The following is a 24,774-nucleotide window of genomic DNA, read 5'->3' as shown; positions in this document are numbered from 1 at the left end:
CATTCTTGATTTGAGGAGGATTATTTTAATGACTGAACAAGAAAAAAAAGATCAAGCCATCCATAAAGAAGAAAACTCGACGGTGGACAACCTGGCCATCACTACGATCCGTACACTTGCTATTGATGCGATTGAAAAAGCAAATTCAGGACATCCCGGTATGCCAATGGGTTCCGCACCTATGGGATACCAGTTGTTCGCCAAGACGATGAATCATAACCCGGATCACCCGACTTGGGTAAACCGTGACCGTTTTGTATTGTCTGCGGGACATGGCTCCATGCTGCTCTACAGCTTACTTCACCTGAGCGGCTATGATCTGCCGATGGAAGAATTGAAGCAGTTCCGCCAATGGGGCAGCTTGACACCGGGACATCCGGAGTTCGGCCACACTGCAGGTGTAGATGCGACAACCGGTCCGCTTGGACAAGGTATCGGTATGGCTGTAGGTATGGCGATGGCTGAAGCGCAGCTGGGTGCTACTTACAATAAAGACGAACATAATGTAATTGACCATTACACATATGCGATCTGTGGCGATGGCGACTTGATGGAAGGGATCTCTTCCGAGTCCGCTTCGCTTGCCGGCCATTTGAAGCTGGGCAAACTGATTGTAATGTACGATTCCAATGATATTTCCCTCGACGGCAAGCTGAACCTCGCGTTCTCCGAGAATGTGGCCAAACGTTTCGAAGCTTACGGCTGGCAGGTTCTGCGCGTAGAAGACGGCAACGATCTTCCTGCACTCGGTAAGGCTCTTGCCGAAGCTCAAGCAGACAGTAGCAAACCAACATTGATCGAAGTGAAGACCGTTATCGGCTACGGCAGCCCGAACAAACAAGGTAAAGGCGGACATGGCGGTACTCACGGTTCCCCGCTGGGTGCTGATGAAGCGAAGCTTACGAAGGACTTCTACAAATGGGTATATGAAGAAGATTTCTTTGTACCGGACGAAGTGCGCGCCAGCTTTGCTGAAGTGAAGGCCAAAGGAATCGCGGCTAACAAAGCATGGGATGAGAAGTTTGCAGCCTACAAGAAAGCTTATCCTGAGCTTGCAGCACAGCTTGAGACTGCACTCAGCGGCGAGCTTCCTGAAGGCTGGGATGCCAATCTGCCATTCTACAAAGCAGAAGACAAAGCAGTGTCCACCCGTGTAGCTTCCGGTAATGCGCTGAACGGTTTGACTGCCGGTATCCCGCAGCTGGTTGGGGGTTCTGCTGACCTTGAGAGCTCGACGATGACTCACTTGAACGGTCTGTCCCAGTTCACTTCGGAATCTTATGACGGCCGTAACATTTACTTCGGCGTCCGTGAATTCGGTATGGCTGCGGCTATGAACGGAATTGCACTGCACAGCGGTCTCAAAGTATTCGGCGGTACGTTCTTCGTATTCACGGATTACCTGCGTCCGGCTGTCCGTCTGGCTTCCATCATGAAGCTGCCGGTAACCTACGTGCTCACGCATGACAGTATCGCTGTCGGTGAAGACGGCCCTACCCATGAGCCGATTGAACAGCTGGCTTCCCTGCGTATCATTCCAGGCCTTACGGTGCTTCGTCCGGCTGACGGTAACGAAACTTCAGCAGCCTGGGCTTATGCTATGGAGAACACTGCAAATCCGGTAGCGCTGGTACTGACCCGTCAGAACCTGCCGATCCTGCCAGGAACAGTGGAAGGCGTACGTGATAACATCAAACGCGGCGGTTATGTAGTATCTGATTCCAAGAACGGTACTCCACAGGCTCAGATCATTGCTACAGGCTCTGAAGTACAACTGGCTGTTAAAGCTCAGGCTGCTCTTGCCGAAGAAGGTATCGATGTTCGTGTAATCAGCTTGCCGAGCTGGGATCTGTTCGAGAAACAGGACAAGGCTTACCGTGATTCCGTAATTCTGCCTGAAGTGAAAGCCCGCCTGGCGATTGAAATGGCACAAACCTTCGGCTGGGAACGTTATACAGGCGATCAAGGCGACATCCTGGGTATCACTACCTTCGGCGCATCCGCCCCTGGCGATACAGTAATCAGAGAGTATGGCTTCACCGTGGAAAATGTAGTCAGCCGCGTGAAAGCCCTGCTATAATAGACCGATTAACCTTAAAGGGGAGAATAAGCATATGAGTCAGTTCACCAATGCGACAATTCAAAAAGCAGCGAACATCTATTACGACGGAAAAGTTACCAGCCGTACAGTTACTTTAGAGGACGGCACCAAGGTGACACTCGGCATTATGCTGCCTGGAGTGTATGAATTCGGCACAGAAGGTCCAGAGACGATGGAAATCCTCTCCGGCAATCTTAAAGTACTGCTTCCCGGTACTGACGTGTGGAAAGACATCGACGGAACAGAAACGTTCCATGTTCCCGGCAACTCCAAGTTTGCGCTGGAGGTCTTCGCATTAACTGATTATTGCTGTTCTTACCCAATTGTGTAATTCAAAGCACTGAAATGAAGAAGTATTCCGGAGCCCTTGCTTCCGGGGTGCTTCTTTTTTTATTCCACTATTCGACAAAAGAAGAATATATTTAATCCATTATTGACGAAATAGATACATTCTCATATACTTCCACTATCAATTTGCCAACTGGCGCTTCTGCTTGTAAAAAGATAGAGGAGATGGGGATGTGAGCAAGTCAGGCTTTTGCAAGGAAATACATAAGGTTGCGCTATTATTGTTCAGTTGTCTATTATCGCTACTGATATTTGTACCTTCAGGGACAATCTATGCAGGGGCAAATATAGTGAATCCCAATCAGGTCTATTCCTATACCCTTATGCAAAGGGATATTGAGAGATTAGTAGCGGAATACCCCGACCTGGTATCATCCGAATCTTTGGGGGAGACTCCGTATGGACGTCAGCTGTGGGCTGTGAAGCTGGGGCGGGGAGAATCTGCGCTGTTTCTTAACGGTTCCCATCATGCCAGAGAATGGATGACCAGCAGCCTGTTGATGAAAATGACCGACACTTACGCCCAGGCTTATGATAATAATGAGACGATAGGCGGCTATAACGTACGCAGTTTACTGAATGAAGTCAGCATTTGGATCGTACCGATGGTCAATCCGGATGGGGTTGCCTTGTCCCAGCAAGGGACGGCAGGACTGCCGGCTGATTTGGCCCAGATGCTGCGTAAATATAACGGGAACAGCAGCGATTTTACCCGCTGGAAAGCAAATATGCAGGGAATTGATCTTAACCGCCAGTATCCGGCGAACTGGAACAGCATTAAGAATGCAGGTTCGTATCCATGGTATCAGAATTATAAGGGAAAGATGCCGGGGGAAGCTCCTGAAGTGCAGATGATGATGAACTTTACGCAAAGAATTGATCCGGAAGTAACGATTTCTTATCATAGCTCCGGTGAAATTATTTTTTGGCACTTCAACACACCCGGCAGCAATGTGAACCGCGACAAAGCCATGGCCAGATCGCTTGCCAATCTGACCGGATATTCTCTGGTCGCTCCTGAGAAGAATCCTTCGGGCGGCGGATATAAGGATTGGTTCATCCAGGAATACGGCCGTCCAGGATTCACGATTGAAATTGCAAGCTATGCAGGGGAGAGCAATGTTCCGTTAAGACAGTTCAGCGGCATCTGGTCTGAGAACAAGGTGGTTGGATTGTATTCTGCAGGACAGTCCTATTCCTTGTGGCTGAATAAGCAAAAGGCGGAGTATCTGCAGCAATCCATGAGCCTGCTGGCGGGCACGGAGCTTTATACGAAGATAGGGGCTTCTGCCGGAGGTATCCCTCTGCAGCCGCAGCAGCTTCAAGTCATTGCCAGGAAGGGTGACTGGTATCAGGTTCAGGCAACGGAAGGACTGGGATGGATTCATCCGTCCCCCGGGAAGCTGGCCATCATCGAGGAGATTACGGCAAATGCCGGATGGAGCGAACGTATACCTGCTTATCAGTATCCGGATGCATACTCGCCGAAAGTAACCTTTCTCGATCCGCAGACCGTCCCGGTATCGGGAAGATGGGGGACCTGGCTGCTGGCTTTGACGCCGGGCGGGAACCTGTGGATTGACGGGCGTAAGGCAACGATTACCTGGCCCGAAGAGGAGATAGTGCAGGATCCGGCAACAGGTGCCGGGATAACCGGAGGAGAACAGCCGGAAAGTGCTGCGGGTACTCTTTGAACAATGATAGGATCTTTACACTGTGATATTTAGCCTTCCGGGGGGCTGCTGTTGTCACAGGAATCTCTCGATCAAAGAGCTCAGGTAACTTTTTTGAAATCCTGCCCGGAATACAACATTTTCCTCATTAAATCAGCCCGAATCCATTTCATACAACAATTCTCCTGTACACCCAGGTATCGAGGAATCAGAGTTATATAACTTACAACATGTATGTCTACAGCGTTACTAAGACTAAGAAGTCTACATTCTGCAGGCAACGAATTAGCCTTTATAATTATGTATTTACAGATGCTCCGCTAATTAGCGGGGCTTTTTGGTGTGAAATAGGAAGCGTATATTCATATGTTAATGCTTGCCATATAACCGGAAATTTGTTACCATTATATAAGAACGTATGTTTGCTAATGGTTATTTAGGGTTGTTCAGAGGAGTGGAATATATATGCGGTACTCAGATAATTACATAAGCTTCAACTATGAGGAAGCCGGGAAGGGCAAGCCATTGCTGATCATTCACGGTAACGGTCCGGATCACCGGATGATGGCCGCATGTATGGAACCACTGTTCACAGAGCAGGATCACTATAGGCGGATATATATTGATCTTCCCGGAATGGGCATGTCACCAGGAGCAGACTGGATCAGATCCTCAGATGATATGCTGCAGGCGGTGAAGCTGATGATTGAAGCCTTGATTCCCGGAGAACGTTTCATACTTGCCGGCCAATCCTATGGCGGATATCTGGCGAGAGGATTATTACGGGATTACGCGGAGCTTATTGACGGCTTGTTGCTGCTCTGCCCATGTATCATTGCTGAATCCTCCAAGAGGACGCTTCCTCGCCATGAAGTGATGGAACATGATGAAGAATTGCTGGGAGAACTAAGCGCAGCGGACAGGGAAGAATTCATTTCCATTGCAGTCGTTCAGAATAGAGCAATATGGGAGCGGTTCGAGCATGAGATACTAAGCGGACTGAAGCTGGCAGATGAGGCCTTTATGGAACGGATAAAAGCGGCAGGCGGATATTCGTTCAGCTTTGACGTGGATGCTGTCCCGCGCTTTGACAAGCCGGCTCTAATTATAACAGGAAGACAGGATTCGCTGACAGGGTTCAAGGATGCGTGGAAGCTGCTGGATGTCTATCCGCATGCGACTTTCGCCGTGCTCGACCGTGCCGGCCATAATCTGCAGCTGGAACAGGAAGAGCTGTTCGCGGTGATGACCAAAGAATGGCTGGCCAGAGTAAGCAGCGGCAGTTAGCGGCAATTAAAGAGAAGTTTGTTTTATATAATGCTGCATTTAAAAAGCGCAGCCAGAAATCCGGCTGCGCCTGCAGGAATTGTTGATTGAGTATGGTTTATTATTTCTGGTCAGCCTTGCCGCCGATCTTCTGGCCGATCCAGTCTTCGTAAGATTTCACCACAGCAGACAGGTCTTCATCCCCGTAGCCGTGATTGAAGCCCGCCTGGAACATACTCTTGGCGACACCAAGCATAGGCGAAGGTACGCCGGTAGAATCGCTGAGCGAGGATGCCAGCTTGAGATCCTTGAGCATCAGAGCAAGGGAGAACTGGTTGCTGAAATCATTATCAATAATCTTCTGTCCCTTCAGCTCAGCCTGCTTGCTGCCTGCCGATCCGTTCTTCACCAGCTCGAGGAACTTATCTGCGGGAACACCTGATTTCACGGCGATGGAGAAGCCTTCGGCGAGGGCGACATTATGAATGCCGACCATGGCATTGTGAGCGAGCTTGGCTACGGCACCGCTGCCGTTAGCACCCATATGCAGCAGCAGTCTGCCCATGGAGTCAAAGATATCACGGTGCTCTTCAATCACTTCGGCGCTGCCGCCAACCATGAAGACCAGTGTGCCTTCGATGGCAGCAGGTTTGCTGCCCGTTACCGGAGCATCGAGGAAGCTGCCGCCCCGTTCTTCTACAGCTGCGGCAATTTCCTTTGCGAGCCCGGGGGAGATGGTGCTTGAATCTACGACGGTTGTTCCCGGCTGGAGGACAGCCAGAATACCGTTATCACCGTAGAATACTTCCCGGATCGAATCATCATTGCTGATCATGGTGATAATAACATTCTTGCCTTCAGCCGCAGCCTGCGGAGTTGCGGCAACCTTCGCGCCTTCCTGCTCCAGAGGTCTGCATTTCTCTGCTGTGCGGTTGTACACCGTAACCTCAAAGCCGCTGCGCAGCAGGTTAGACGCCATAGGCGCTCCCATCGTTCCGAGTCCGATAAAGCCGATCTGTTTCATTTCATTTCCACCTTTGCTCTTTGAGATCATAATATAGAAACTAAGTTTGTCTACATTCTATCAGAAGGTCCTGGCATGTTCCACAGAACAGGTTTCCGGTTCCGGGCAGTAAACGCTTCCATGAAATTTTCATAAACATGGTTCCAAAGCCGGGGATATGCCTTAAGACCTTGCCAGTCAAGGCAAATTAAAGTATCCTAGATAATAATGTTGCAACAAACGGTGTCAAATCTAAAGAGATAAACAGGAGGCTACCATTACCGATGTCCAAGAAGATTAATTTTGACTACACCAAAGCCCTTTCCTTCTTCAGCCAGACTGAGATTGACTATTTCGCCGCTCCGGTGAAACTGGCCCACGAACAGCTGCATAACAAGAGCGGAGCCGGCTCCGATTACCTGGGCTGGATTGATCTCCCTACAGCGTACGACAAGGAAGAATTCGCCCGTATTCAGCAGGCTGCCAAGAAAATCCAAAGTGATTCCGATGTACTGATCGTTATCGGTATCGGCGGATCTTACCTGGGAGCACGCGCAGCTATTGAGGCGCTTTCGCATTCGTTCTACAACAACCTGTCCAAGGACAAGCGCAAGACTCCGGAAGTTTATTTTGCCGGCAACAACATCAGCTCTACCTACATCACACATTTGCTTGATCTGGTAGAAGGCAAAGACTTCTCCGTGAACGTAATCTCCAAATCGGGTACGACTACTGAACCGGCTATTGCCTTCCGTATCTTCCGTGCAGCACTGGAGAAGAAATACGGCAAGGAAGAAGCCCGCAAACGTATCTACGCAACTACAGACAAGGAGAAGGGCGCACTCAAGAAGCTGGCTAACGAAGAAGGCTACGAGTCGTTCATTATTCCTGATGATGTAGGCGGACGTTATTCCGTTCTGACACCGGTAGGCCTTCTGCCAATCGCTGTAGCTGGAATCAACATTGAAGAAATGATGCAAGGGGCCGCAGCTGCAGCCGATGAGTTCAACAATCCGGATGTAGCTACGAACCAGAGCTATCAATATGCCGCAGTACGTAACGCACTTTACCGCAAAGGCAAGACTACGGAAATCCTCGTGAACTACGAGCCGTCCCTGCACTTTGTATCTGAATGGTGGAAACAGCTCTACGGAGAAAGCGAAGGCAAGGATTACAAAGGAATCTATCCTTCCTCCGTTGACTTCTCGACAGACCTGCACTCCATGGGTCAGTTCATTCAAGAAGGTAACCGCAATATCTTTGAAACGGTTATCCAGGTAGAACAGGTACAGCACCATGTATCGATCGAGTCTGATCCTGATGATCTGGACGGACTGAACTTCCTGACAGGCAAGACGATGGACTTCGTGAACAAGAAGGCCTTCCAGGGAACCATGCTGGCGCACACAGACGGCCAAGTGCCGAACCTGATCGTCACTATTCCTGACCAGACGCCTTATACTTTCGGCTATCTGGTGTACTTCTTCGAGAAAGCCTGCGGCATCAGCGGATACCTGCTGGGTGTGAATCCGTTCGATCAGCCGGGCGTTGAAGCTTACAAGAAGAATATGTTCGCATTGCTCGGTAAACCGGGCTACGAGAAAGAAAAGGCAGAGCTGGAAGCCAGACTTACTGAGTAGTTGTAACCATACGCGCAGATCATTCATACTAAATGTAAGTCATCAGGGAGCAGTCCATAGGTAACCATTACCGGGGGCTGCTCCTAATATATATCAAGTTATCATATGTATATTAAGGAATGGACAACAAATGCTGGAACAATACCGGACGGTACGTGCTCCCGGTTCACGGGAAGTCGTAATCCGTAAATCACGCTTCATCGGACATGTAATGCCGGTGGAGAGCGAAGAAGAAGCCGTGCTATTCATTGAAGACATCAAGAAGCAGCACTGGAACGCTACACATAACTGTTCTGCTTATATGATTGGTGAGAGGGATGAGATCCAAAGACAGTCGGATGACGGTGAACCGAGTGGAACGGCCGGGAAGCCGATTTTGGAAGTAATCCGCAGCCAAAAGGTTAAAAATGTCGCTATTGTAGTTACCCGTTATTTCGGAGGCATTATGCTGGGCGCAGGCGGACTGATTCGTGCCTATACAGACGGCGCAGTGCTGGCACTTGAAGCCGGAGAGGTGATCACCCGTGTGCTGAGGCGGGAGGTGTTCGTGGAAATCGAATACACCTGGCTGGGCAAGGTGGAGAACGCGCTGCGGGGCAGAGGCATCCAGACTGGCGAAACTTTATTTACGGATAAAGTTACGCTGCTATGTCTTCCGCGCAATGATGAAGGTGACGCATTTATCGCATGGATAACCGATCTTACCGGGGCGCAAGCCCAGGTTACGGAAGGGCGGCGGCTTTACTACAGCGAAGGGGAATAAATTTATGGCAAGAAGAGCAGTGGAGCAGGAATTGTCGAGAGAAAGGATATTGGAGGCGGCGAGGCATCTTTTTATAACCAAAGGGTACCGGGCCATTTCGATGCGCAGCATCGGCCAGCATCTGGGTTATAGTCACGGTTCTCTCTATTATCACTTCAAAGAGAAGGCTGAATTATTCTACGCAATCGTAGTCGAGGATTTCAATCATGTGGCCACACTGCTGAATCAGGCAATGAGCATGCCCCCTGAAGAGGGAATGACCCGTGTTGAACAACTGATCATGGAGTTCATCCGTTTCGGGCTGGATCATCCGTACCAGTATGAGATTATGTTCATGATCCGCGATGAAGAGCTGCTTGCCTATTGTAGAGCAGAACAGGGCCGATGTTTCGAGTTGTTTGCAGGTATTGTCCGCCGTCATATGAAGGAAGAGGGATATGTGTCGGAAGACTGGCAAAGTGTGCCGCTGACCCTGTTCTTGTCTGCTCACGGATTTATTTCATATTATATTCAAGATAAGGTGCTGTTCGAAGATGTGAAGCAAGCCGCACTTACGCATGTCAAAGTACTAAGCCGCAGTTTATAATAGCTGTTTTTTTTAGCAATCCGCACTTTAGAGCGTTGCATTGGTATAACATTGATTGGTGAAAGTGTTATAGAAGCTATAAATAATATAGAAAGCAGCTCCGCAGGAACCGGCGAAGCTGCTTTTCTATAAGCTTTTATACGGAATAACGGACTACCCCCCGATGATTTTCAGATAATACTGCCGGTGTCTTGGACCGTCGAACTCACAGAAATAGATCCCCTGCCAGCGGCCCAGCAGCAAGGCTCCATCATGAATAATAATGGTTTGGGAAGGGCCTGCTGTGATTGACTTCAGATGGGAAGCGGTATTGCCCTCGGCGTGGCGGTATTTCGGATGTTCCCACGGATAGACTTCATCCAGGCGCATCAGCACATCATGTTTCACATCCGGGTCGGCGTTCTCGTTAATCGCAATCCCCGCGGTGGTGTGCGGACAATACACTACAATAATTCCGCTTCGCACTGCGCTTTTCTTCACATAAGCTTGGACCTCGCGGGTGATATCCCGTAACTCATCCCGTTTGCTGGTGCTGATCTCCATAGTATGAAGCATAATGAACTCCCCTCTCTTACATAGGCAAAATGAATGTTATATATACTTTAACCCAAAAGCTACGAAAGTAATTGACGGCAGCAAGCGGTCTTTGGTAAAGTAGTGATAACTTTAAACCAAGTATATTAATAGGAATAATTACAGCTTTAAAGACGAGTATACCGACCGGATAGCCGGAGGTGGGAGGCTTAACCATTGAATTCGTTGATTAGACACAAAGGCTGGACCTGGGGATTCCGTACAACTATTTTACTTTATTTTGTAGTGCTGATCGTGCTGCCGATACTCGGTGTCTATTACAATTCATTCTCGCTCGGTATTGGCAGTTTTGTCGAGAGTATTATGGATCCGATTGCCTGGAAGTCGGTTTTACTGACGCTTAAGCTGGCGGTTATCGCCACACTCATTAATGTGCTGCTGGGGACGATGATTGCCTGGGTGCTTATACGCTATAAGTTTCCCGGCAAAGCGCTGCTGAACAGCCTGGTTGATCTCCCGTTTGCCCTGCCTACTGCCGTTGGAGGCCTAATGATCCTTCTGCTGCTGGGTCCAGGGAGCCTAATCGGCGGTCTGGCGGAGTCGCTGGGGTTTGAGATTGTTTTTCATCAGCCGGCGATTGTGATTGCCATGGTCTTCGTCACTTTTCCCTTCGTGATCCGGGCGGTGCAGCCGCTGCTGGAGGAGCTGGACGCTTCTGAAGAAGAGGCGGCGTATACGATGGGGGCTAAGCCCAGCCGGGTCTTCCTGCAGGTCATTCTGCCGTCGATGTCACCGGGTATGATTGGCGGGGGGATGCTGGCCTTCTCCCGGGCGCTCGCTGAATTCGGAGCGGTTGTGCTGGTGGCGGGCAATATTCCGGGGCGGACGCTGGTGTCATCGGTATTTATTTTCGGCGAAGTTGAGAGTGATAATCCGGTGGGGGCCGCAGCGGTCTCCATCATTCTCCTGACCTTGTCCTTTCTTATTCTCTGGCTGATTAGTCTGCTGCAGATGCGGGGGAGAAGATCATGAGAAGACTCTGGATTACACTGACGTATCTCGTATTCTTCCTGCTGATTGCCGCGCCGCTGGGTAAAATGACGATCGGTGCCTTCAGCGAAGGCTGGGGCGGCTTCTGGAATGCCCTGACCCGGCCGGAGGCGCTGCACGCGCTGATGATGACCGGATTCGTGGTGGTCGTAGTTACGCTGCTGAATACGCTGTTTGGTATCATGATGGCTTTGTATCTGGTGCGGGCGAACTGGCTGGGACGGCGCCTGAAAAGCCTGCTGAACAGCATCGTTGACCTGCCTTATGCGGTATCGCCGGTGATCGGCGGTCTGATGATCGTCCTGCTGCTGGGGCCGGACAGTGCGCTGGGTGCGCTGTTTGAACAAATCGGAGTGAAGATTGTGTATGCTTTTCCCGGAATGGTCATTGCCACATTGTTCGTGACCTTCCCGCTGATGGTGCGTGAGGTGATGCCGGTGCTGCAGGAGATTGGCTCCCAGCAGGAGGAAGCGGCTTCGACGCTTGGTGCATATGGATGGACGACCTTCTGGAAAGTGACCTGGCCTTCGATCCGCTGGGCCGTGATCTATGGAGTGATTCTGACGGTGGCCCGTTCGCTTGGTGAATTCGGTGCGGTGCTCGTTGTGTCCGGCAATATTATGAACAAAACGCAGACTGCGACCACGCTGGTCTATCAGGATGTCGAGAATTTCAATGTTACGGCTGCAGGCGGTATAGCGCTGGTGCTGGCCGCGTTCTCCGCGGGTCTGCTGCTGTTGATGGAATGGAGCAAGAGAAGAAAGGGTGTGCACTAGTTATGCATGTAGAGGTCCGGGGACTGAATAAGCATTTTGGAGATTTCCACGCCGTGAAGGACGTCAATTTCGGGATTACCAAAGGTCATCTGATCGGGCTGCTCGGCCCAAGCGGAGGCGGCAAAACCTCCATCCTGCGCATGCTGGCGGGACTGGAGACACCGGACAGCGGGGAGATTATTTTCCATGGCAAAACTGTGAATAACTTGCCGCCCCAGGAGCGTGAGATCGGCTTCGTGTTCCAGAACTATGCGCTGTTCAAGCACATGACCGTGTTTGAGAATATTGCCTTCGGGCTGAAGGTGAAAAAGAGTTCGAAAAATGCCATCCGTGACCGCGTAGCTGAGCTGGTGGAGCTTACCGGGCTGAAGGGCTTCGAGAAGCGGTATCCGCATCAGCTGTCCGGCGGTCAGCGCCAGCGTGTGGCTTTTGCCCGGGCGCTCGCGCCTGAGCCGCAGCTGCTGCTGCTGGATGAGCCGTTCGCGGCGATTGATGCGAAGATCCGCCAAGAGCTGCGTTCCTGGCTGCGGGAGCTGATTGAGCGTGTTGGCATAACCTCGATCTTCGTTACCCATGACCAGGATGAAGCGATTGAGGTGGCGGATGAGATTATGATCATCAACCAGGGCCGCCTGGAGCAAAAGGGTACGCCATGGGATATCTACAAGGAGCCGAAGACACCGTTCGTGGCGACCTTTATCGGGGAATCGACGCTGATTGAGAGTGCCTCCGAGCTGAAGGGCTTCAAAGGGGCAGGCGGCGGCAAACCGACCAAGGCACTGATCCGTCCCGAGTATATCGAGGTAGGCCACCTGCATGAATTCAAAATGGCTTCGGCCACCGAGCAGGGCATCGTGAAGCATCTGCATTTCCGCGGCAGCGAATGGCTGGTGGAGGTTGAGGTGAACGGTCATAAGCTGGTAACCTATCGCTCGTTGGAGAAGGAGACGCTGACTCCCGGGCAGAAAATTTCCGTGCTTGTGCACCGCGCCTACCTGTTCAATGATGAACACAGCTGGATTCAGGAGAACGGGCTGAAGGAAGATCCGATGCCTGTATTTATCTAGAAATATTTAAAAATATAAGATGTAGGATGTGTCGCCGGTATGAGGCTTTTCAGAAGGAGCAGACAACTGCACGGATGGCTGGCTGTCGTAATGCTGGCGGTGCTCACTTTGACCGCCGCCGGCTGCGGAAATGAGCAGAAAGGTTCAACAGCTGCTGCGGCGCAGCAGGGGGATTTGACCCTGGTGGTCGGTGCGTACAGCGTAGCGAAGGATGCGATGGGTGAAATTCTGCCCTTGTTCGCGGAGGAATGGCAGGCTAAGACCGGCCAAAAAATCGTATTCCAGGAGTCCTATGAGGCTTCCGGAACCCAGGCGCGGGCGATTGCCGGCGGATTCGAGGCGGATGTCACTCTGCTGGCGATGGAAGGCGATGTTGAGAAGCTGGTCAAAGCGGGCCTAGTGGAGAAGAGCTGGAAGGAACGCGGCGAGGCCGGAATGGTCACGCGTTCGGTTGTGGCCTTGGGTACACGGGAAGGCAACCCCAAGAGCATTCATGATTTTGCCGATCTGGCGAAGCCGGGTGTGAAGGTGCTCTATCCGAATCCGAAGACATCCGGCGGTGCGCAGTGGGACATCAATGCGATCTACGGGGCGGGTCTGAAGCTGTCTGAGGAGCAGGAGGGGGCGAAAGACCCTGCTGCCGCGAAAGCTTTTCTGGAGAGCATACACGCCAACGTGGAGTCTCTGGATAAAAGCGGACGCGCTTCGATGGCGGCCTTCGAATACGGGGTAGGCGATGTAATCGTCACTTATGAGAATGAGCTGCTGGCGCGGATAGCCCAAGGGGTGAAGTATGAGGTGATCATCCCGCAGAATACAATCCTGATCGAGAACCCCGCTGCAGTGGTGGACAAATATGCGGATGAGCATGGCACCCGCGAGGCATCAGAGGCGCTGGTGGATTATCTGACCACGCCGGAGGCGCAGGAGGTCTTCGCCAAATTCGGCTTCCGTCCGGTGAACGAGCAGGTCTATGCGGAGCATGAGAGCCAGTATCCGGTTCCAGCGGGACTGTTCGATATCAGCTACCTTGGCGGCTGGGAAGAAGTCCGTACGACCCTCTATTCCAAGCGTGGAATCTGGTATCAGGTGCTGGCCGGGATTTAGTTGGGAAGTTCGGACGGATACGGTATGACAGATGGTTGCTTATGGGAATCGCAAGATTCGTGATTCCTGCTTGCGGTGAGATGCGGGCGATTAGGAGAGCTGGTCTGCGGCGGATGCTGCCGGACGGCTCTTTGTTTTTGTATCGGAATCCCTCTGAATCCGCCGAAAGTGGGCGGTATGAGGAAATTAAAGGGATAAATCCCTCTGATTCCGCTGAAAGTGGGCGGTATGAGGAAATTAAAGGGATAAATTCCTCTAATTCCGCTGGAAGTGGACGGTATGAGGAAATTAAAGGGATAAATCCCTCTGATTCCGCTGGAAGTGGACGGTATGGGGAAATTAAAGGGATAAATCCCTCTGATTCTGTTGAAAGTGGGCGGTATGAGGAAATTAAAGGGATAAATCCCTCTGAATCCGCCGAAAGTGGGCGGCAGGAGGAAATGAAGGGCAAAAGTGCCCCTGAATCCGCCGAAAGTAGGCGGCCTATAATCTACATAAGCTGCACAGGCTGCATAAGCCGATGATTTTGTTCGTCTTCGTGTTGCGGGCGGGGGAGCGGCGGGAATCGGGATGCAGGATGCAAAGGGACGGCTGCTGTTTTATAATATACAGATTGAGATACTCTGAAATATTGCACAATGAAGGAGGGCGGGCTTATGGATACATTGATTTTTGGGGGAACAGGGGATGCCATGGGCGTACCCCGGGTCTATTGCGACTGTGAAACCTGCACGGAAGCAAGAACGAGCGGCCGTAATAACCGGCTGCGTTCTTCTGTCTTTATAGATAACGGCAGCGGCTTTCTGACGATTGACTGCGGACCGGACTGGCGCAAGCAGATGGAGCTGCTGGGGCACCGCAGCATGCAGCGGTTGCTGGTGACGCATGCTCACTTTGACCATATCGGCGGATTGCCGGAATGGGCGGACAGCTGCCGCTGGATGGGCTTCAGGGGGGAGCTCTACGCTCCGGCGGAGGTGATTCCCGTGATCCTGCGCCAATACCCGTGGCTAAGTGCTCATATCGACATGATTCCCTGCGATGACGGCATTACATTGGACGGCTGGCAGATCAGCACTTGGCGGGTCAACCACGGTAAGAACGGCTACTCCTACGCCTTCCGGCTGGAGAAGAACGGCTATGTCTGGATTTATTGCCCGGACTCCATCTCCCTCACACCGGAGGAAACGAAGCATATGCACGGAGCAGACTTATTGGTGCTGGGAACCAGCTTTTATTACGAGGCGGCAGAATTGTCCACCCGTTCTGTATATGACATGACGGAGGCGGCAGACCTGCTTGAAATTGTGCAGCCGCGCCGCGCGGTATATACGCATATGTCTCATGATGTGAATCTGGAGAAGGATTATATTCTGCCGGAGAAGGTCACCCTTGCCGTTACCGGGATGAGGGTTCTGCTGTATCGTGAGGAGTCTTGAAGCGCCGGATCAGCGGGTGACTTCAGCATGAACGATCCGCGTATATACAAACAAAGAAGCTCCGGTTACCCCGGAGCTTCTTAACATGCAACCCTAATTATTCTTGCCCAAGCAGCTTCTCTGTTTTGGATAAGAAGGTATCCAGTGCTGCAGCGAAGTCAATATTCATCCGTTCAGCCAAAACCATCAGCCACCACGCACATTCGCCAAGCTTATGCTCCAGTTCAGCTGCAGTATCCCCTTGAGCCAGCCAGCGCCCCTGCTGTGACATGGTCAGACGGCCCACCAATCCGGCATCTGTCAGGAATGCCAGTGCATCCTCTTCGACTGTCCACTCCTTATCATGATGCTGCCGTTCCAATTGATGATAGAGCTGTCTGATTTGAGCGGAACGTAATGCCGCCTCGTTAATATTCATATCTATTGCACTTCTCCCCTATGGCAAGTTAGTATATCGCCTGCCCAATATAGCACGCCTAATTAGACGGCATTATGTCATATTAGAATATGACTCCTGCTTAATATGACATAATGTAGTCCTGTTACAGGGCGTATAGTGGACTTGTGAACTTGGCCGGTAGCCGGGCTGGCAGCGAAGATGACGGACAGGAGTGAGTATACTAATGAGTCAAAATGAACCATCAATACCACAGGTTATTATTGATTATATGGATGCTTCCAATGCACACGACGTCGAGGCCTACATGAATACGTTAACGGCAGATCTGCTGTAAGCGCGGGTGAACATATACATGACAACACTGCAGCATGATTTTGAGCTGGATAATGCAATTTTTTTCGGCAGCTATGTTCTGGTTATAACAGAGGGGAAGATGACTGGCGGAGGGCGTGTGAACGGGTATGATGAGAATGAGGTAGTGGTGGGAGGACGGCAGCATTCGCGGCGCACCTCAACGTTCATTCTTACGCAGCCTCCGCAAATTCAGATAGACTTTATTTAATGCTTAGTCAGAAGGAACTCCGCTTCAGAACTCGAATATCTAACGTAATCGGCTAGCTGACAATGTGATGATGGAGAGGAGTCGGATGCGATGATAAAAGGTTTCGGAGGAATATTCTGGAGAACTACTAATCTTGAGTCTGTAAAAAAATGGTATATCGATGTGCTGAAGCTTGAAATCAACAACTGGAATGGGACTGTGATTAATCCCCAATCCGGGGATGAGACGATCTTTTCGTTCTTTGCGGAGGATGACAGTTATTTTCCAACCGACCAACAGGTGATGCTGAATTTCCAGGTGTATGACATAAACGAGACTATTCAGCACTTCGAAACAATAGGCGTACCGCTTGCCAAGGAACAAGAGAGCAGCGAATACGGCAAGTTTGTGTGGATTAAAGATCCTGACGGGCGGCTGATTGAGCTTTGGGAGAAATAGAAGGTAGAAATTCAATTTCATACGGCGAATCTGTTAAAAAGGGACTTCACCCGGCGGCGCCTGCCGCAGGTGAAGTCCCTTTATTGTAATAATAAATTTGAAAAGTTATCAGGGTCCATGAGAGGCCCCGCTTTATGGGGGGATTGCGTTAGTTCATCGTCATGCCGCCGGTGACATTGATTGCCTGGCCGGTCATGTAGGAGGCGAGCGGGCTGGCGAGGAACAGCACTACGTTCGCTACATCCTCCGGCTCAGCCGTCCGGCCGAGCGGTACCTGCGAACGGTCCTCGGCGAGAATATCCTCCGGTGTCATTCCGCGCAGGGCAGCACCTTCCACACGCTCGCGCTTCTTCATGTCCGTCTCGACGATCCCCGGACAGACCGCGTTCACGAGAATCTGCTCCCGGGCCAGCTCCAGCGCCATGACCTTGGTGAAACCAAGGACCGCATGCTTGGAGGCTACATAATTACCCATGCAGCGGTAGCCGTTCTTGCCCGCCTGTGAGGCAATATTGATGATCCGGCCGCCGCCGCCCTGGCGGAGCATCTGGCGCGCCCCGGCCTGGGAGACCAGATATACGCCCTTGGCGTTGATATCCATTACCTTATCCCAGTCTTCCTCCTTGATGTCAACGGCAAAGTCCATCGTCGATGTCCCGCTGTTGTTCACCAGGAAGTCGATCCGGCCAAAAGAATCCACCGCACATTCAACCAGCCGCGCGGCATCCTCACTTGACGTGACATCGATGCGGATCTGCACCAGCCGCTCATGGATCTGTTCCACGCCAGGCTTACAGGCGATATCGCCAATCACGACATTCGCACCAGCCTGCAGGAATAAATCGGCAATGCCTTTGCCGATTCCGGTCAGCCCCCCGGTGACTACCAGCGTTTTTCCAGTAAAATCGATGTTCAGCATGGCAGCAGGCTTCCTCTCATTCTAGCTTCTGAAGGGATCATCGCTGATGCCGGCATCCAGGACCTGTCTGGCGTACTCTTGGGCGCTGAATAGGGAATGGTCTCTATAGTTGCCGCATTCCAGTGCAGAGACCGCAGGAACAACCTCTGTATCCAGTACTTTATGCAGAACCTTGGTCAGCGCGGCAGCAACATCGGCAGGGTTATGCTCATCCCAGATAATCAGATAGAAGCCGGTCCGGCAGCCCATCGGCGAGATATCAATAATGCCCTCCAGCTCATCACGCAAATAAGTGGCCAGCAAATGCTCCAGGGTGTGGACAGCGGCAGTAGGCAATGCATCCGCATTCGGCTGCAGGAAGCGCAAATCATATTTCTGGATGGTGCTGCCTTTCTCATTCTTCTCCGTACCTGCAACCCGCACATAAGGGGCCTTTACCTTCGTATGATCCAATTGGAAACTTTCAACCTTCGCCATGTTATTCCTCTTCCTTTCAAGCTTTTCATATCAAACTATCACAACGTATAAAAGATGTAAATAGACAAAGCCGATTAATCCAATCATCTTAATTAAAATGTGTTGACATGAATATTAATGCATTGTAACATATGAATCAACTTAATTCTGATGCTTTTACTAGGTTTAATTGTCGGTTGTTGTTGCCGGATCGTCTGGCTTGGGTTTCTGCAGAAATATATACATTGGGGGAGAAATTACATGTTGAAGAAAAAATGGATTCATTCCGCGCTGTTAGTCATTGCCACCACTTTGGTTATCGCAGGCTGCGGTAATAACAGTGATGCTGCCGGATCAGGCAGTAATTCCTCCGGACAAGAGAAGAAGACACTGCGCATCAGCTTCAATCCCGGACCCTACAGTGACCAGTTCAAGAAAGGTGTTGCACCCTACCTGGAGAGCAAGGGCTACACCATTACTTATAAAGAATTCACCGATGGCATCCAGCCCAATGTGGCTGTAGCGAATGACGAGATTGACGCTAATGTCTTCCAGCATTCCCTGTACCTCGAATCTATCAATGAGCGTGAGAAAATCGACCTGGTAGGTGTGGTGAAGGTTCCTACTCCGCCGATGGGCCTCTATTCCAAAAAACACACCAGCCTGGATGAAGTCAGCGACGGCGATCAGGTCAACCTGCCGAACGAACCGGTGAATATGCTCCGCGCGCTTAACGTCCTGAAGGATGTGGGCTGGATTACACTGAAGGAGGATATTGATCCGCTGCAGACTTCGCTGGCTGATATTACATCCAATCCCCACAATCTGAAGTTCATCGCTACTGAGCCGGCCCAGGGCCCGCGCGCACTGGAGGATGTGGATTACGCTGCTATTCAGGGGAACTTCGCCGTTTCTAACAATATTAAGCTGACCACGGCATTGCAGCTGGAGAACATGACGGACCCGTTCACGAATATCGTGGCGGTCGACAGCAAGAACAAGGATGCCCAATTTGTAAAAGATATCATCGAAGGCTACCATTCTGCTGAGTTCCAGGAGTACATCACGTCGAATCCGGATTATGAAGGCTACAAGCTGCCGGACTACTTTACAAAATAACAAACCATTATAGCGCTGCCTGGTGGTCTGTCATTTCCCTGTCTGGGAGAAGTGGCAGATCGCCTTTGTATATTCCAGCCTGAAGCTTGAAGTCTCAGAGATCTTGTGAAGAGGTGTAAGTGATATGGATTTTGAACCCGCTAATGTTGTAAAAGAGTTGTCCGGGAATTACTTCAACGCGCTGAAAGCCAGAATCGCCGATTACCGCAGCAAAGGGATAGACGTGATCGATCTGGCCAGCGGCAACCCGGATCAGCCCACGCCGCAGCCTATAATTGATGCCCTGAAAGCGGCAATCGACAAACCGGAGAATCAGGGCTACCCGCCGTTTTACGGTAAAAAAAGCACACTTGAAGCCATCGCCGTCTTCTATGAAAGGGAGTATGGCGTTGAGCTTGACCCGGAGCATGAGGTCGCTGTGTTCACTGGCTCGGGCATTGGGGTGGTCGGCATCCCTCAGAGTCTGCTGAATCCGGGGGATCTGATGCTTACCGCCGATCCGGCTTATCCGGCCTATCATGCCGCTGCCCAGCTGGCGGGAGCCCGGGTTCATACCCTCCCTGTCTATGAAGAGGACGGCTACCTGCCGGAGTACGGGCGTGTTCCTGAAGAGATCCTCCGGCAGGTGAAGCTGCTGATGCTGAACTATCCCAATAATCCGACCGGGGCGGTGGCTACGGGGGAATTCTGGGAACGGACGCTGGAGCTTGCCGCCCGCTATAAGTTCCCGGTGCTGAATGATTTTGCCTATGGCGCGTTCGGCTTCGACGGCCACAAGCCGCTTAGCCTGCTTCAGCATGCGGATGGCAAAGCCTATGGAATTGAAACCTATACTGTGTCCAAAACCTACAACATGGCAGGCTGGAGGTTCGGCTTCGCCGCCGGCAACGCTTCGATCATTGCTGCCTTGAAGCATTATCATACGCAGGCGTACAGCACCGTGTTCGGTGCAGTGCAGGATGCGGCGGCGGCGGCTCTGCTCGGACCGCAGGATGCGGTGAGGCAGCTGGGAAGCCTATATCAGCGGCGGCGCGATGTGCTGGTAGAGAGACTGCGGGGCATCGGCTGGGAGGTTCCGGCTCCGCAGGGCACCTTCTTCGCGTGGTTCAAAGTGCCTTCAGGCTATACAGCAGAAACCTTCGCCCAGCGGCTGCTGGATGAAGCGCAGGTGGCTGTGGCGCAGGGGGAAGGCTTCGGAGAACAAGGAAGGCAGTATGTGCGGCTTAGCCTGGTGAACAGCGAGGACAGGCTGAACGAAGCGGTAGACCGGATAGACGCGGCGGGTATTTTCAAGCAGACGGTGGTCACGGACCTGAGGGGGGCAGCTCAGCATGATTGAGCTAAGAGATATTTATAAGACGTTTGAACGGAAGGGCCAATCCATTGAAGCTTTGCGCGGGGTAAGCCTGCATGTGGACAAGGGTGATATTTACGGGGTTATCGGCTACAGCGGTGCAGGTAAAAGCACCCTGATCCGGCTGGTCAACTATCTGGAGCGGCCGACAGGCGGAGAGGTGCTCGTGGAAGGTGAGCCGCTGGCGGAGTACAATCCGGCGCAGCTGCGCGCGGCCAAGAAGAAGATCGGCATGATTTTTCAGCATTTCAACCTGCTGGAATCTAAGACCGTATTCGACAATATCGCGATTCCGCTGGTGCTGCTGAAACGCAGCAAAAAGGAGATTCAGGACCGGGTCACCGAGCTGCTGAAATTCACCGGGCTGGAGGATAAGGCGAAGAGTTATCCCAAGGAGCTGTCCGGCGGCCAGAAGCAGCGGGTGGGCATTGCCCGGGCGCTGGCTACCAATCCGTCGATCCTGCTATGTGATGAAGCGACCTCGGCACTTGATCCGCAGACGACCAAATCTATTCTGGAGCTGCTCAAAAAAATAAATAAAGAGTACAACATCACCATCATGATCATTACGCATGAAATGGCTGTCATCCAGCAGATCTGCAACAAGGTTGCCGTGATGGAGCAGGGGGAGATCATCGAGCAGGGCAAGGTGCTGGATGTGTTCGGCAGTCCGCATCACCCCACTACGCAGAGCTTCGTGCAGACGGTTATTCATAACAGTGTGCCGCAAAGTGTGCTGAACACACTGAAGGCCGAACCTGGGCGGCGGCTGTTCCGGCTGAAGTTCGTTGGAGGCACAGCCTCGGAGCCGATTATCAACAGCCTGATCCGCAGATTCGAAGTCAATGCGAATATTCTGTTCGCCAACATGACGGAAATCCAGCAGACAACGCTGGGGACAATGATTCTGCAGCTGAACGGCGAGCATACAGTGATCGATCAGGCGGCGGCTTTTATCGTCAGCCAGGGTGTGGACATTCAGGAGGTGGAGGTTTAATGCTGGATACAGTGATTACCTCGGAGCAGCTGTTTCAGGCACTGAGGGAAACGGTGGTTATGGTTGGGGTTTCGTTGTTTTTTGGAGCGCTGCTGGGGATTCCTATCGGCATCATCCTTGTTATTACACGTCCGGGCGGTGTTCTGCCTAACAGAATTATCTATTCGGTGCTTAATCCGATCATTAATATTGTCCGTTCGCTGCCATTCATCATTCTGCTCGTAGCGATTATTCCCTTCACGCGGCTGCTTGTGCACACCTCGATTGGTACCAGCGCCGCGATTGTACCGCTTGTTGTATACATAGCGCCTTATATTGGACGCCTGGTCGAGAACTCTCTGCTTGAGGTTAGCCCGGGGATTCTGGAGGCTGCGGAAGCGATGGGAGCGACTACGTTTCAGGTGATCTGGCATTTCCTGCTGCCGGAGGCGTTCGGGTCGCTAATCCTGACGATGACCACGGCGATGATCGGACTCGTCGGGGCCACAGCAATGGCGGGAACGGTCGGGGGCGGCGGAATTGGTGATTTGGCGATCTCGTATGGCTACCAGCGGTTCGACACCTTCGTCATGATCGTTACCGTAGCCATTCTGATTATCTTCGTTCAGGGTATTCAGTCTGCAGGGAACCGGCTGGCTCGTAAGGCGCGGCGGGACTAGGAATGAGGCTGAGGCTGAGCGTAGGCTTACAAAACTTAAGCGGATGCTTCCGAAGCAAGTTTTGTATGAAGGTGATTCAAGAAGCGTAGGCTTACAAAACTTTGAAGGAGGGTCCATTATGGCGGAACGTCTTATCGTGCGCGCGGCACCGCAGGAATTCGTCTGCCGGGAGGGCAGCTGGAATGACCTGGAGGAGCATCTGCGCAGACGGGGAATTGAGCGGGTACTGGTGGTGCGCGGTGTGAAGTCCTGGGCGGCGGCCGGGCGGTATTGGCCGCAGCTTGACGGAACGGAGATCCATTATCATGTCTACGGCGGTGAATGCACCTACGGGGAGCGTGATGCCATAGCCGGTTATGCGGTAGAGCATCAGCTGCAGGCGATTATTGCCGTAGGCGGCGGGAAGATCACGGATGTGGTCAAATCTGCTGCAGCCAAGCTGAATCTGCCGGCAGTTATTCTGCCGACGCTGGCCGCTACCTGCGCCGCCTGGTCCTCGCTGAGCGTGATGTACGACAGTCAAGGGGCTTATGTCCGCTTCGATGTGTTCCCGCGCAGCAACGCGCTGGTGCTGCTCGATCCGGCTGTCATCGCCGCTTCACCGCCAGAGCTGCTGGCAGCCGGCATTGGCGATACGCTGGCCAAATGGTATGAGGCTGACGCCATCATCCGCCATCTGCCTGCGCCTCCGGTTGAAGTGGAGCTGGCCTGGTTCACGGCGCGCAAATGCCGTGATCACCTGCTGGAGTACAGCGCAGCAGCGCTCGCGGCCGTTTCGGCGGGAGTGCTGGATGATGCGTTGACCCGGACGGTAGAAACGATCATCATGGTGGGCGGTCTGGTCGGCGGCTTCGGTGAAGATTATGGCCGAACTGCCGGTGCGCACTCCGTCCATGATGCGCTTACGGCTATCCCGGAGGCCCACAGCCTGCTGCATGGCAGCAAGGTGGCTTACGGTGTGCTGGTTCAGCTTGCGCTGGAAGAGAACTTCGCGGAGATAGAAGAACTGCTACCGTTCTACCGGCAGATCGGCCTGCCAGCCAGTCTGGCGGATATGGGGCTGGACTTCCTGACTCCGGGCGATCTGCTGGAGCTGGGAGAACGGGCGGCGGTGCCGGAGGCCTCCATTCACAGGATGCACGGCGTGATTACTGCCGCGCGGATTGCGGATGCGGCGGCTGAACTGGAGCGGTTCGTTGGCAGCTGGCGCCGGGATTCCGCCGGAGGACCGGGACGGGCGTTAGGTACCGGTGAAGTGGCACAGACAAACGATACTGCAGGAGCAGGGTATGTGGACGAAGCTGGCTGGAAAGTGGACACGGACGATAGCTATCAAAGAGGGCAGACGGCGTCCGGTGTGCGTCAACAAAATATCATGGTCAGGGGGCAGTAACATCATGAGTATTGCGATTATCGGCGCAATGGAAGAGGAAGTAGCGCTCTTGCTGTCACGGATGACGGAGGTGCGCAGCCTGAAGGCAGGCGTGGGAAGAATTCATTCCGGCAGGCTGAACGGGCTGGATGTGGTTCTGCTGCAGTCCGGCATCGGCAAAGTGAATGCGGCAGTAACTACAACGCTGCTGCTGGAGCGGTTCCACTGTGAGCTCATCATTAATACCGGTGCTGCCGGTGGCTTGGCTCCGGAGCTTAGGGTTGGCGATGTGGTCATCGCCGAGGAACTGATCTACAGCGATGTGGACGCAACAGCATTCAGCTATGCCTATGGGCAGGTGCCGCAGATGCCGGACCGTTATCCGGTCGCGGGCGATCTGCTGGCTGCGGCGAAGCAGGTGATTGCCCGCACTTCCAGGGCGGAGGCAGTCGTCACCGGACTGATTACTACGGCGGATTCGTTCATCAGCCGACCGGAGCGGGCCGATGAGATCCGCAGCCGCTTCCCTGCAGCTAAGGCTACAGATATGGAAGGTGCAGCGATTGCGCAAACCGCCTACCAATTCGGTGTGCCGTTCCTTGCTGTCCGTGCGATCTCCGACATAGCCGGATCAGAAGCGGCCGGATTATTCAAGTCGCATCTGGAGCTCGCCGCCACCAACTCGGCGGAGATCGTTACGGAGATTCTGGCACTGTATACGGCGGCGGAGACTCGTGGCGCGAAGTGAGTGCCTGATAGGTGACTAAATACTAAGTGACTAAATACTAAGTGACTAAATACTAAGTGACTAAATACTAAGTGACTAAATACTAAGTGGACAGACCATTAACAGTGAGCAACTGGCCTGAGCAACTACTATCGGCCAATTTACTAAGAAGAACAACTACTATAAACCGCACTATTGATCAAAACCAAAACAAGTAACCGGTCAACACTGCAATTGTTGTACGTATTACAACTTGGCTCCCCAGAAACCAACATGATTGGACAGATTGTTGTATGAAATACAATAATTGTCCCTTTAAACCGTTTGGATGAGCGGAAATGTTGCCTTTTATACAACAATTTTGGATTTCGCTCGATATTAGGAAGGAATTGTTGTATTCCGTACAACATTCACTGAG

The 24,774-nt window shown here is 52.2% G+C and carries 26 protein-coding genes; 21 read left to right on the top strand and 5 right to left on the bottom strand.

Going from position 1 to position 24,774, the window contains the following annotated elements; genetic code table 11:
- The first annotated feature begins 28 nt into the window (after positions 1-28).
- The 4 genes from tkt (at position 29) to NSU14_RS24615 (ending at position 5,409) form a co-directional block, all read left to right on the top strand.
- Positions 29-2,080 carry a transketolase gene (tkt, locus tag NSU14_RS24630; RefSeq protein WP_340947533.1) on the top strand — a complete coding sequence of 684 codons (2,052 nt, stop codon included), beginning with the start codon at positions 29-31 and terminating at the stop codon, positions 2,078-2,080.
- Between the two features lie 34 nt (positions 2,081-2,114).
- Entirely contained in the window at positions 2,115-2,432 is a 318-nt protein-coding gene (ppnP, locus tag NSU14_RS24625) for a pyrimidine/purine nucleoside phosphorylase (RefSeq protein WP_042134355.1), read from the top strand.
- A gap of 307 nt (positions 2,433-2,739) precedes the next feature.
- Positions 2,740-4,143 carry a M14 family metallopeptidase gene (locus tag NSU14_RS24620; protein WP_052421708.1) on the top strand — a complete coding sequence of 468 codons (1,404 nt, stop codon included), beginning with the start codon at positions 2,740-2,742 and terminating at the stop codon, positions 4,141-4,143.
- 444 nt (positions 4,144-4,587) lie between these two features.
- Positions 4,588-5,409: an alpha/beta fold hydrolase gene (locus tag NSU14_RS24615; RefSeq protein ID WP_042134357.1), complete on the top strand. Its 822-nt coding sequence runs from the start codon at positions 4,588-4,590 to the stop codon at positions 5,407-5,409.
- A gap of 100 nt (positions 5,410-5,509) precedes the next feature.
- On the opposite strand, the gene NSU14_RS24610 is transcribed toward NSU14_RS24615, so the two are convergent.
- A complete protein-coding gene (locus NSU14_RS24610) occupies positions 5,510-6,412 on the bottom strand; it encodes an NAD(P)-dependent oxidoreductase (protein WP_042134359.1) in 903 nt (300 codons plus the stop codon).
- Positions 6,413-6,675: 263 nt separating this feature from the next.
- On the opposite strand from NSU14_RS24610, the gene NSU14_RS24605 reads away from it, so the two are divergent.
- The 3 genes from NSU14_RS24605 to NSU14_RS24595 all read left to right on the top strand — a co-directional run bounded on the left by NSU14_RS24605 (position 6,676) and on the right by NSU14_RS24595 (position 9,380).
- Positions 6,676-8,031 (top strand): glucose-6-phosphate isomerase, encoded by a 1,356-nt coding sequence (locus tag NSU14_RS24605; protein ID WP_039296447.1) that lies wholly within the window; start codon positions 6,676-6,678, stop codon positions 8,029-8,031.
- 130 nt (positions 8,032-8,161) lie between these two features.
- Positions 8,162-8,794 (top strand): YigZ family protein, encoded by a 633-nt coding sequence (locus NSU14_RS24600; protein WP_042134362.1) that lies wholly within the window; start codon positions 8,162-8,164, stop codon positions 8,792-8,794.
- Between the two features lie 4 nt (positions 8,795-8,798).
- On the top strand, positions 8,799-9,380 hold the full coding sequence (locus NSU14_RS24595; protein ID WP_039296452.1) for a TetR/AcrR family transcriptional regulator: 582 nt from the start codon (positions 8,799-8,801) through the stop codon (positions 9,378-9,380).
- Between the two features lie 153 nt (positions 9,381-9,533).
- Here the strand turns inward: NSU14_RS24595 and NSU14_RS24590 are convergent, their stop codons facing one another.
- Positions 9,534-9,935, bottom strand: coding sequence for a secondary thiamine-phosphate synthase enzyme YjbQ (locus tag NSU14_RS24590; RefSeq protein ID WP_042134363.1), 402 nt, complete (start codon positions 9,933-9,935; stop codon positions 9,534-9,536).
- A 195-nt stretch (positions 9,936-10,130) separates the two neighbouring features.
- Here NSU14_RS24590 and cysT point away from each other — a divergent pair, with 195 nt between their 5' ends.
- From cysT to NSU14_RS24560, 6 genes are all read left to right on the top strand, one after another.
- Complete coding sequence (gene cysT, locus NSU14_RS24585; protein WP_042134365.1) at positions 10,131-10,946, top strand: sulfate ABC transporter permease subunit CysT; 816 nt, start codon at positions 10,131-10,133, stop codon at positions 10,944-10,946.
- Positions 10,943-11,740, top strand: coding sequence for a sulfate ABC transporter permease subunit (locus tag NSU14_RS24580; protein ID WP_042134367.1), 798 nt, complete (start codon positions 10,943-10,945; stop codon positions 11,738-11,740). Before cysT ends, NSU14_RS24580 begins: the two co-directional genes overlap by 4 nt.
- A gap of 2 nt (positions 11,741-11,742) precedes the next feature.
- Positions 11,743-12,807, top strand: a complete 1,065-nt coding sequence (locus NSU14_RS24575; protein ID WP_340947532.1) for a sulfate/molybdate ABC transporter ATP-binding protein — start codon at positions 11,743-11,745, stop codon at positions 12,805-12,807.
- Positions 12,808-12,846: 39 nt separating this feature from the next.
- A complete protein-coding gene (locus NSU14_RS24570; protein WP_340947531.1) occupies positions 12,847-13,914 on the top strand; it encodes a sulfate ABC transporter substrate-binding protein in 1,068 nt (355 codons plus the stop codon).
- A gap of 113 nt (positions 13,915-14,027) precedes the next feature.
- Positions 14,028-14,438 (top strand): hypothetical protein, encoded by a 411-nt coding sequence (locus tag NSU14_RS24565; protein ID WP_340947530.1) that lies wholly within the window; start codon positions 14,028-14,030, stop codon positions 14,436-14,438.
- A 132-nt stretch (positions 14,439-14,570) separates the two neighbouring features.
- A complete protein-coding gene (locus NSU14_RS24560) occupies positions 14,571-15,353 on the top strand; it encodes an MBL fold metallo-hydrolase (RefSeq protein ID WP_340947529.1) in 783 nt (260 codons plus the stop codon).
- Positions 15,354-15,450: 97 nt separating this feature from the next.
- Here NSU14_RS24560 and NSU14_RS24555 read toward each other — a convergent pair whose 3' ends face one another.
- A complete protein-coding gene (locus NSU14_RS24555) occupies positions 15,451-15,771 on the bottom strand; it encodes a MazG-like protein (RefSeq protein ID WP_042134376.1) in 321 nt (106 codons plus the stop codon).
- Between the two features lie 334 nt (positions 15,772-16,105).
- On the opposite strand from NSU14_RS24555, the gene NSU14_RS24550 reads away from it, so the two are divergent.
- Together NSU14_RS24550 and NSU14_RS24545 are read left to right on the top strand one after the other, a co-directional pair.
- Positions 16,106-16,315: a hypothetical protein gene (locus tag NSU14_RS24550; protein WP_042134378.1), complete on the top strand. Its 210-nt coding sequence runs from the start codon at positions 16,106-16,108 to the stop codon at positions 16,313-16,315.
- A gap of 90 nt (positions 16,316-16,405) precedes the next feature.
- Entirely contained in the window at positions 16,406-16,753 is a 348-nt protein-coding gene (locus tag NSU14_RS24545; RefSeq protein ID WP_340947528.1) for a VOC family protein, read from the top strand.
- Positions 16,754-16,901: 148 nt separating this feature from the next.
- On the opposite strand, the gene NSU14_RS24540 is transcribed toward NSU14_RS24545, so the two are convergent.
- Positions 16,902-17,672, bottom strand: a complete 771-nt coding sequence (locus NSU14_RS24540; RefSeq protein WP_042134383.1) for an SDR family NAD(P)-dependent oxidoreductase — start codon at positions 17,670-17,672, stop codon at positions 16,902-16,904.
- A 21-nt stretch (positions 17,673-17,693) separates the two neighbouring features.
- A complete protein-coding gene (locus NSU14_RS24535; protein WP_042134385.1) occupies positions 17,694-18,149 on the bottom strand; it encodes an S-ribosylhomocysteine lyase in 456 nt (151 codons plus the stop codon).
- Positions 18,150-18,389: 240 nt separating this feature from the next.
- On the opposite strand from NSU14_RS24535, the gene NSU14_RS24530 reads away from it, so the two are divergent.
- The 6 genes from NSU14_RS24530 to NSU14_RS24505 all read left to right on the top strand — a co-directional run bounded on the left by NSU14_RS24530 (position 18,390) and on the right by NSU14_RS24505 (position 24,377).
- On the top strand, positions 18,390-19,247 hold the full coding sequence (locus tag NSU14_RS24530) for a MetQ/NlpA family ABC transporter substrate-binding protein (protein WP_340947527.1): 858 nt from the start codon (positions 18,390-18,392) through the stop codon (positions 19,245-19,247).
- A 124-nt stretch (positions 19,248-19,371) separates the two neighbouring features.
- Positions 19,372-20,586, top strand: a complete 1,215-nt coding sequence (locus tag NSU14_RS24525; protein WP_336102259.1) for an aminotransferase class I/II-fold pyridoxal phosphate-dependent enzyme — start codon at positions 19,372-19,374, stop codon at positions 20,584-20,586.
- Positions 20,579-21,598 (top strand): methionine ABC transporter ATP-binding protein, encoded by a 1,020-nt coding sequence (locus NSU14_RS24520; RefSeq protein ID WP_076242396.1) that lies wholly within the window; start codon positions 20,579-20,581, stop codon positions 21,596-21,598. The genes NSU14_RS24525 and NSU14_RS24520 overlap by 8 nt, the downstream gene beginning before the upstream one ends.
- Positions 21,598-22,257: a methionine ABC transporter permease gene (locus NSU14_RS24515; RefSeq protein ID WP_039296489.1), complete on the top strand. Its 660-nt coding sequence runs from the start codon at positions 21,598-21,600 to the stop codon at positions 22,255-22,257. The genes NSU14_RS24520 and NSU14_RS24515 overlap by 1 nt, the downstream gene beginning before the upstream one ends.
- Before the next feature lie 115 nt (positions 22,258-22,372).
- Positions 22,373-23,650, top strand: coding sequence for an iron-containing alcohol dehydrogenase family protein (locus tag NSU14_RS24510; RefSeq protein ID WP_256703761.1), 1,278 nt, complete (start codon positions 22,373-22,375; stop codon positions 23,648-23,650).
- Between the two features lie 4 nt (positions 23,651-23,654).
- Positions 23,655-24,377, top strand: coding sequence for a 5'-methylthioadenosine/adenosylhomocysteine nucleosidase (locus NSU14_RS24505; RefSeq protein WP_076242398.1), 723 nt, complete (start codon positions 23,655-23,657; stop codon positions 24,375-24,377).
- Positions 24,378-24,774: the final 397 nt, after the last annotated feature.

The organism is Paenibacillus sp. FSL R10-2771 (assembly GCF_038000205.1).
Lineage (GTDB): Bacteria > Bacillota > Bacilli > Paenibacillales > Paenibacillaceae > Paenibacillus_AQ > Paenibacillus_AQ phytohabitans.
Note: the sequence above shows the minus strand (reverse complement) of the source record. Positions and strands in the feature narration are given on the sequence as shown.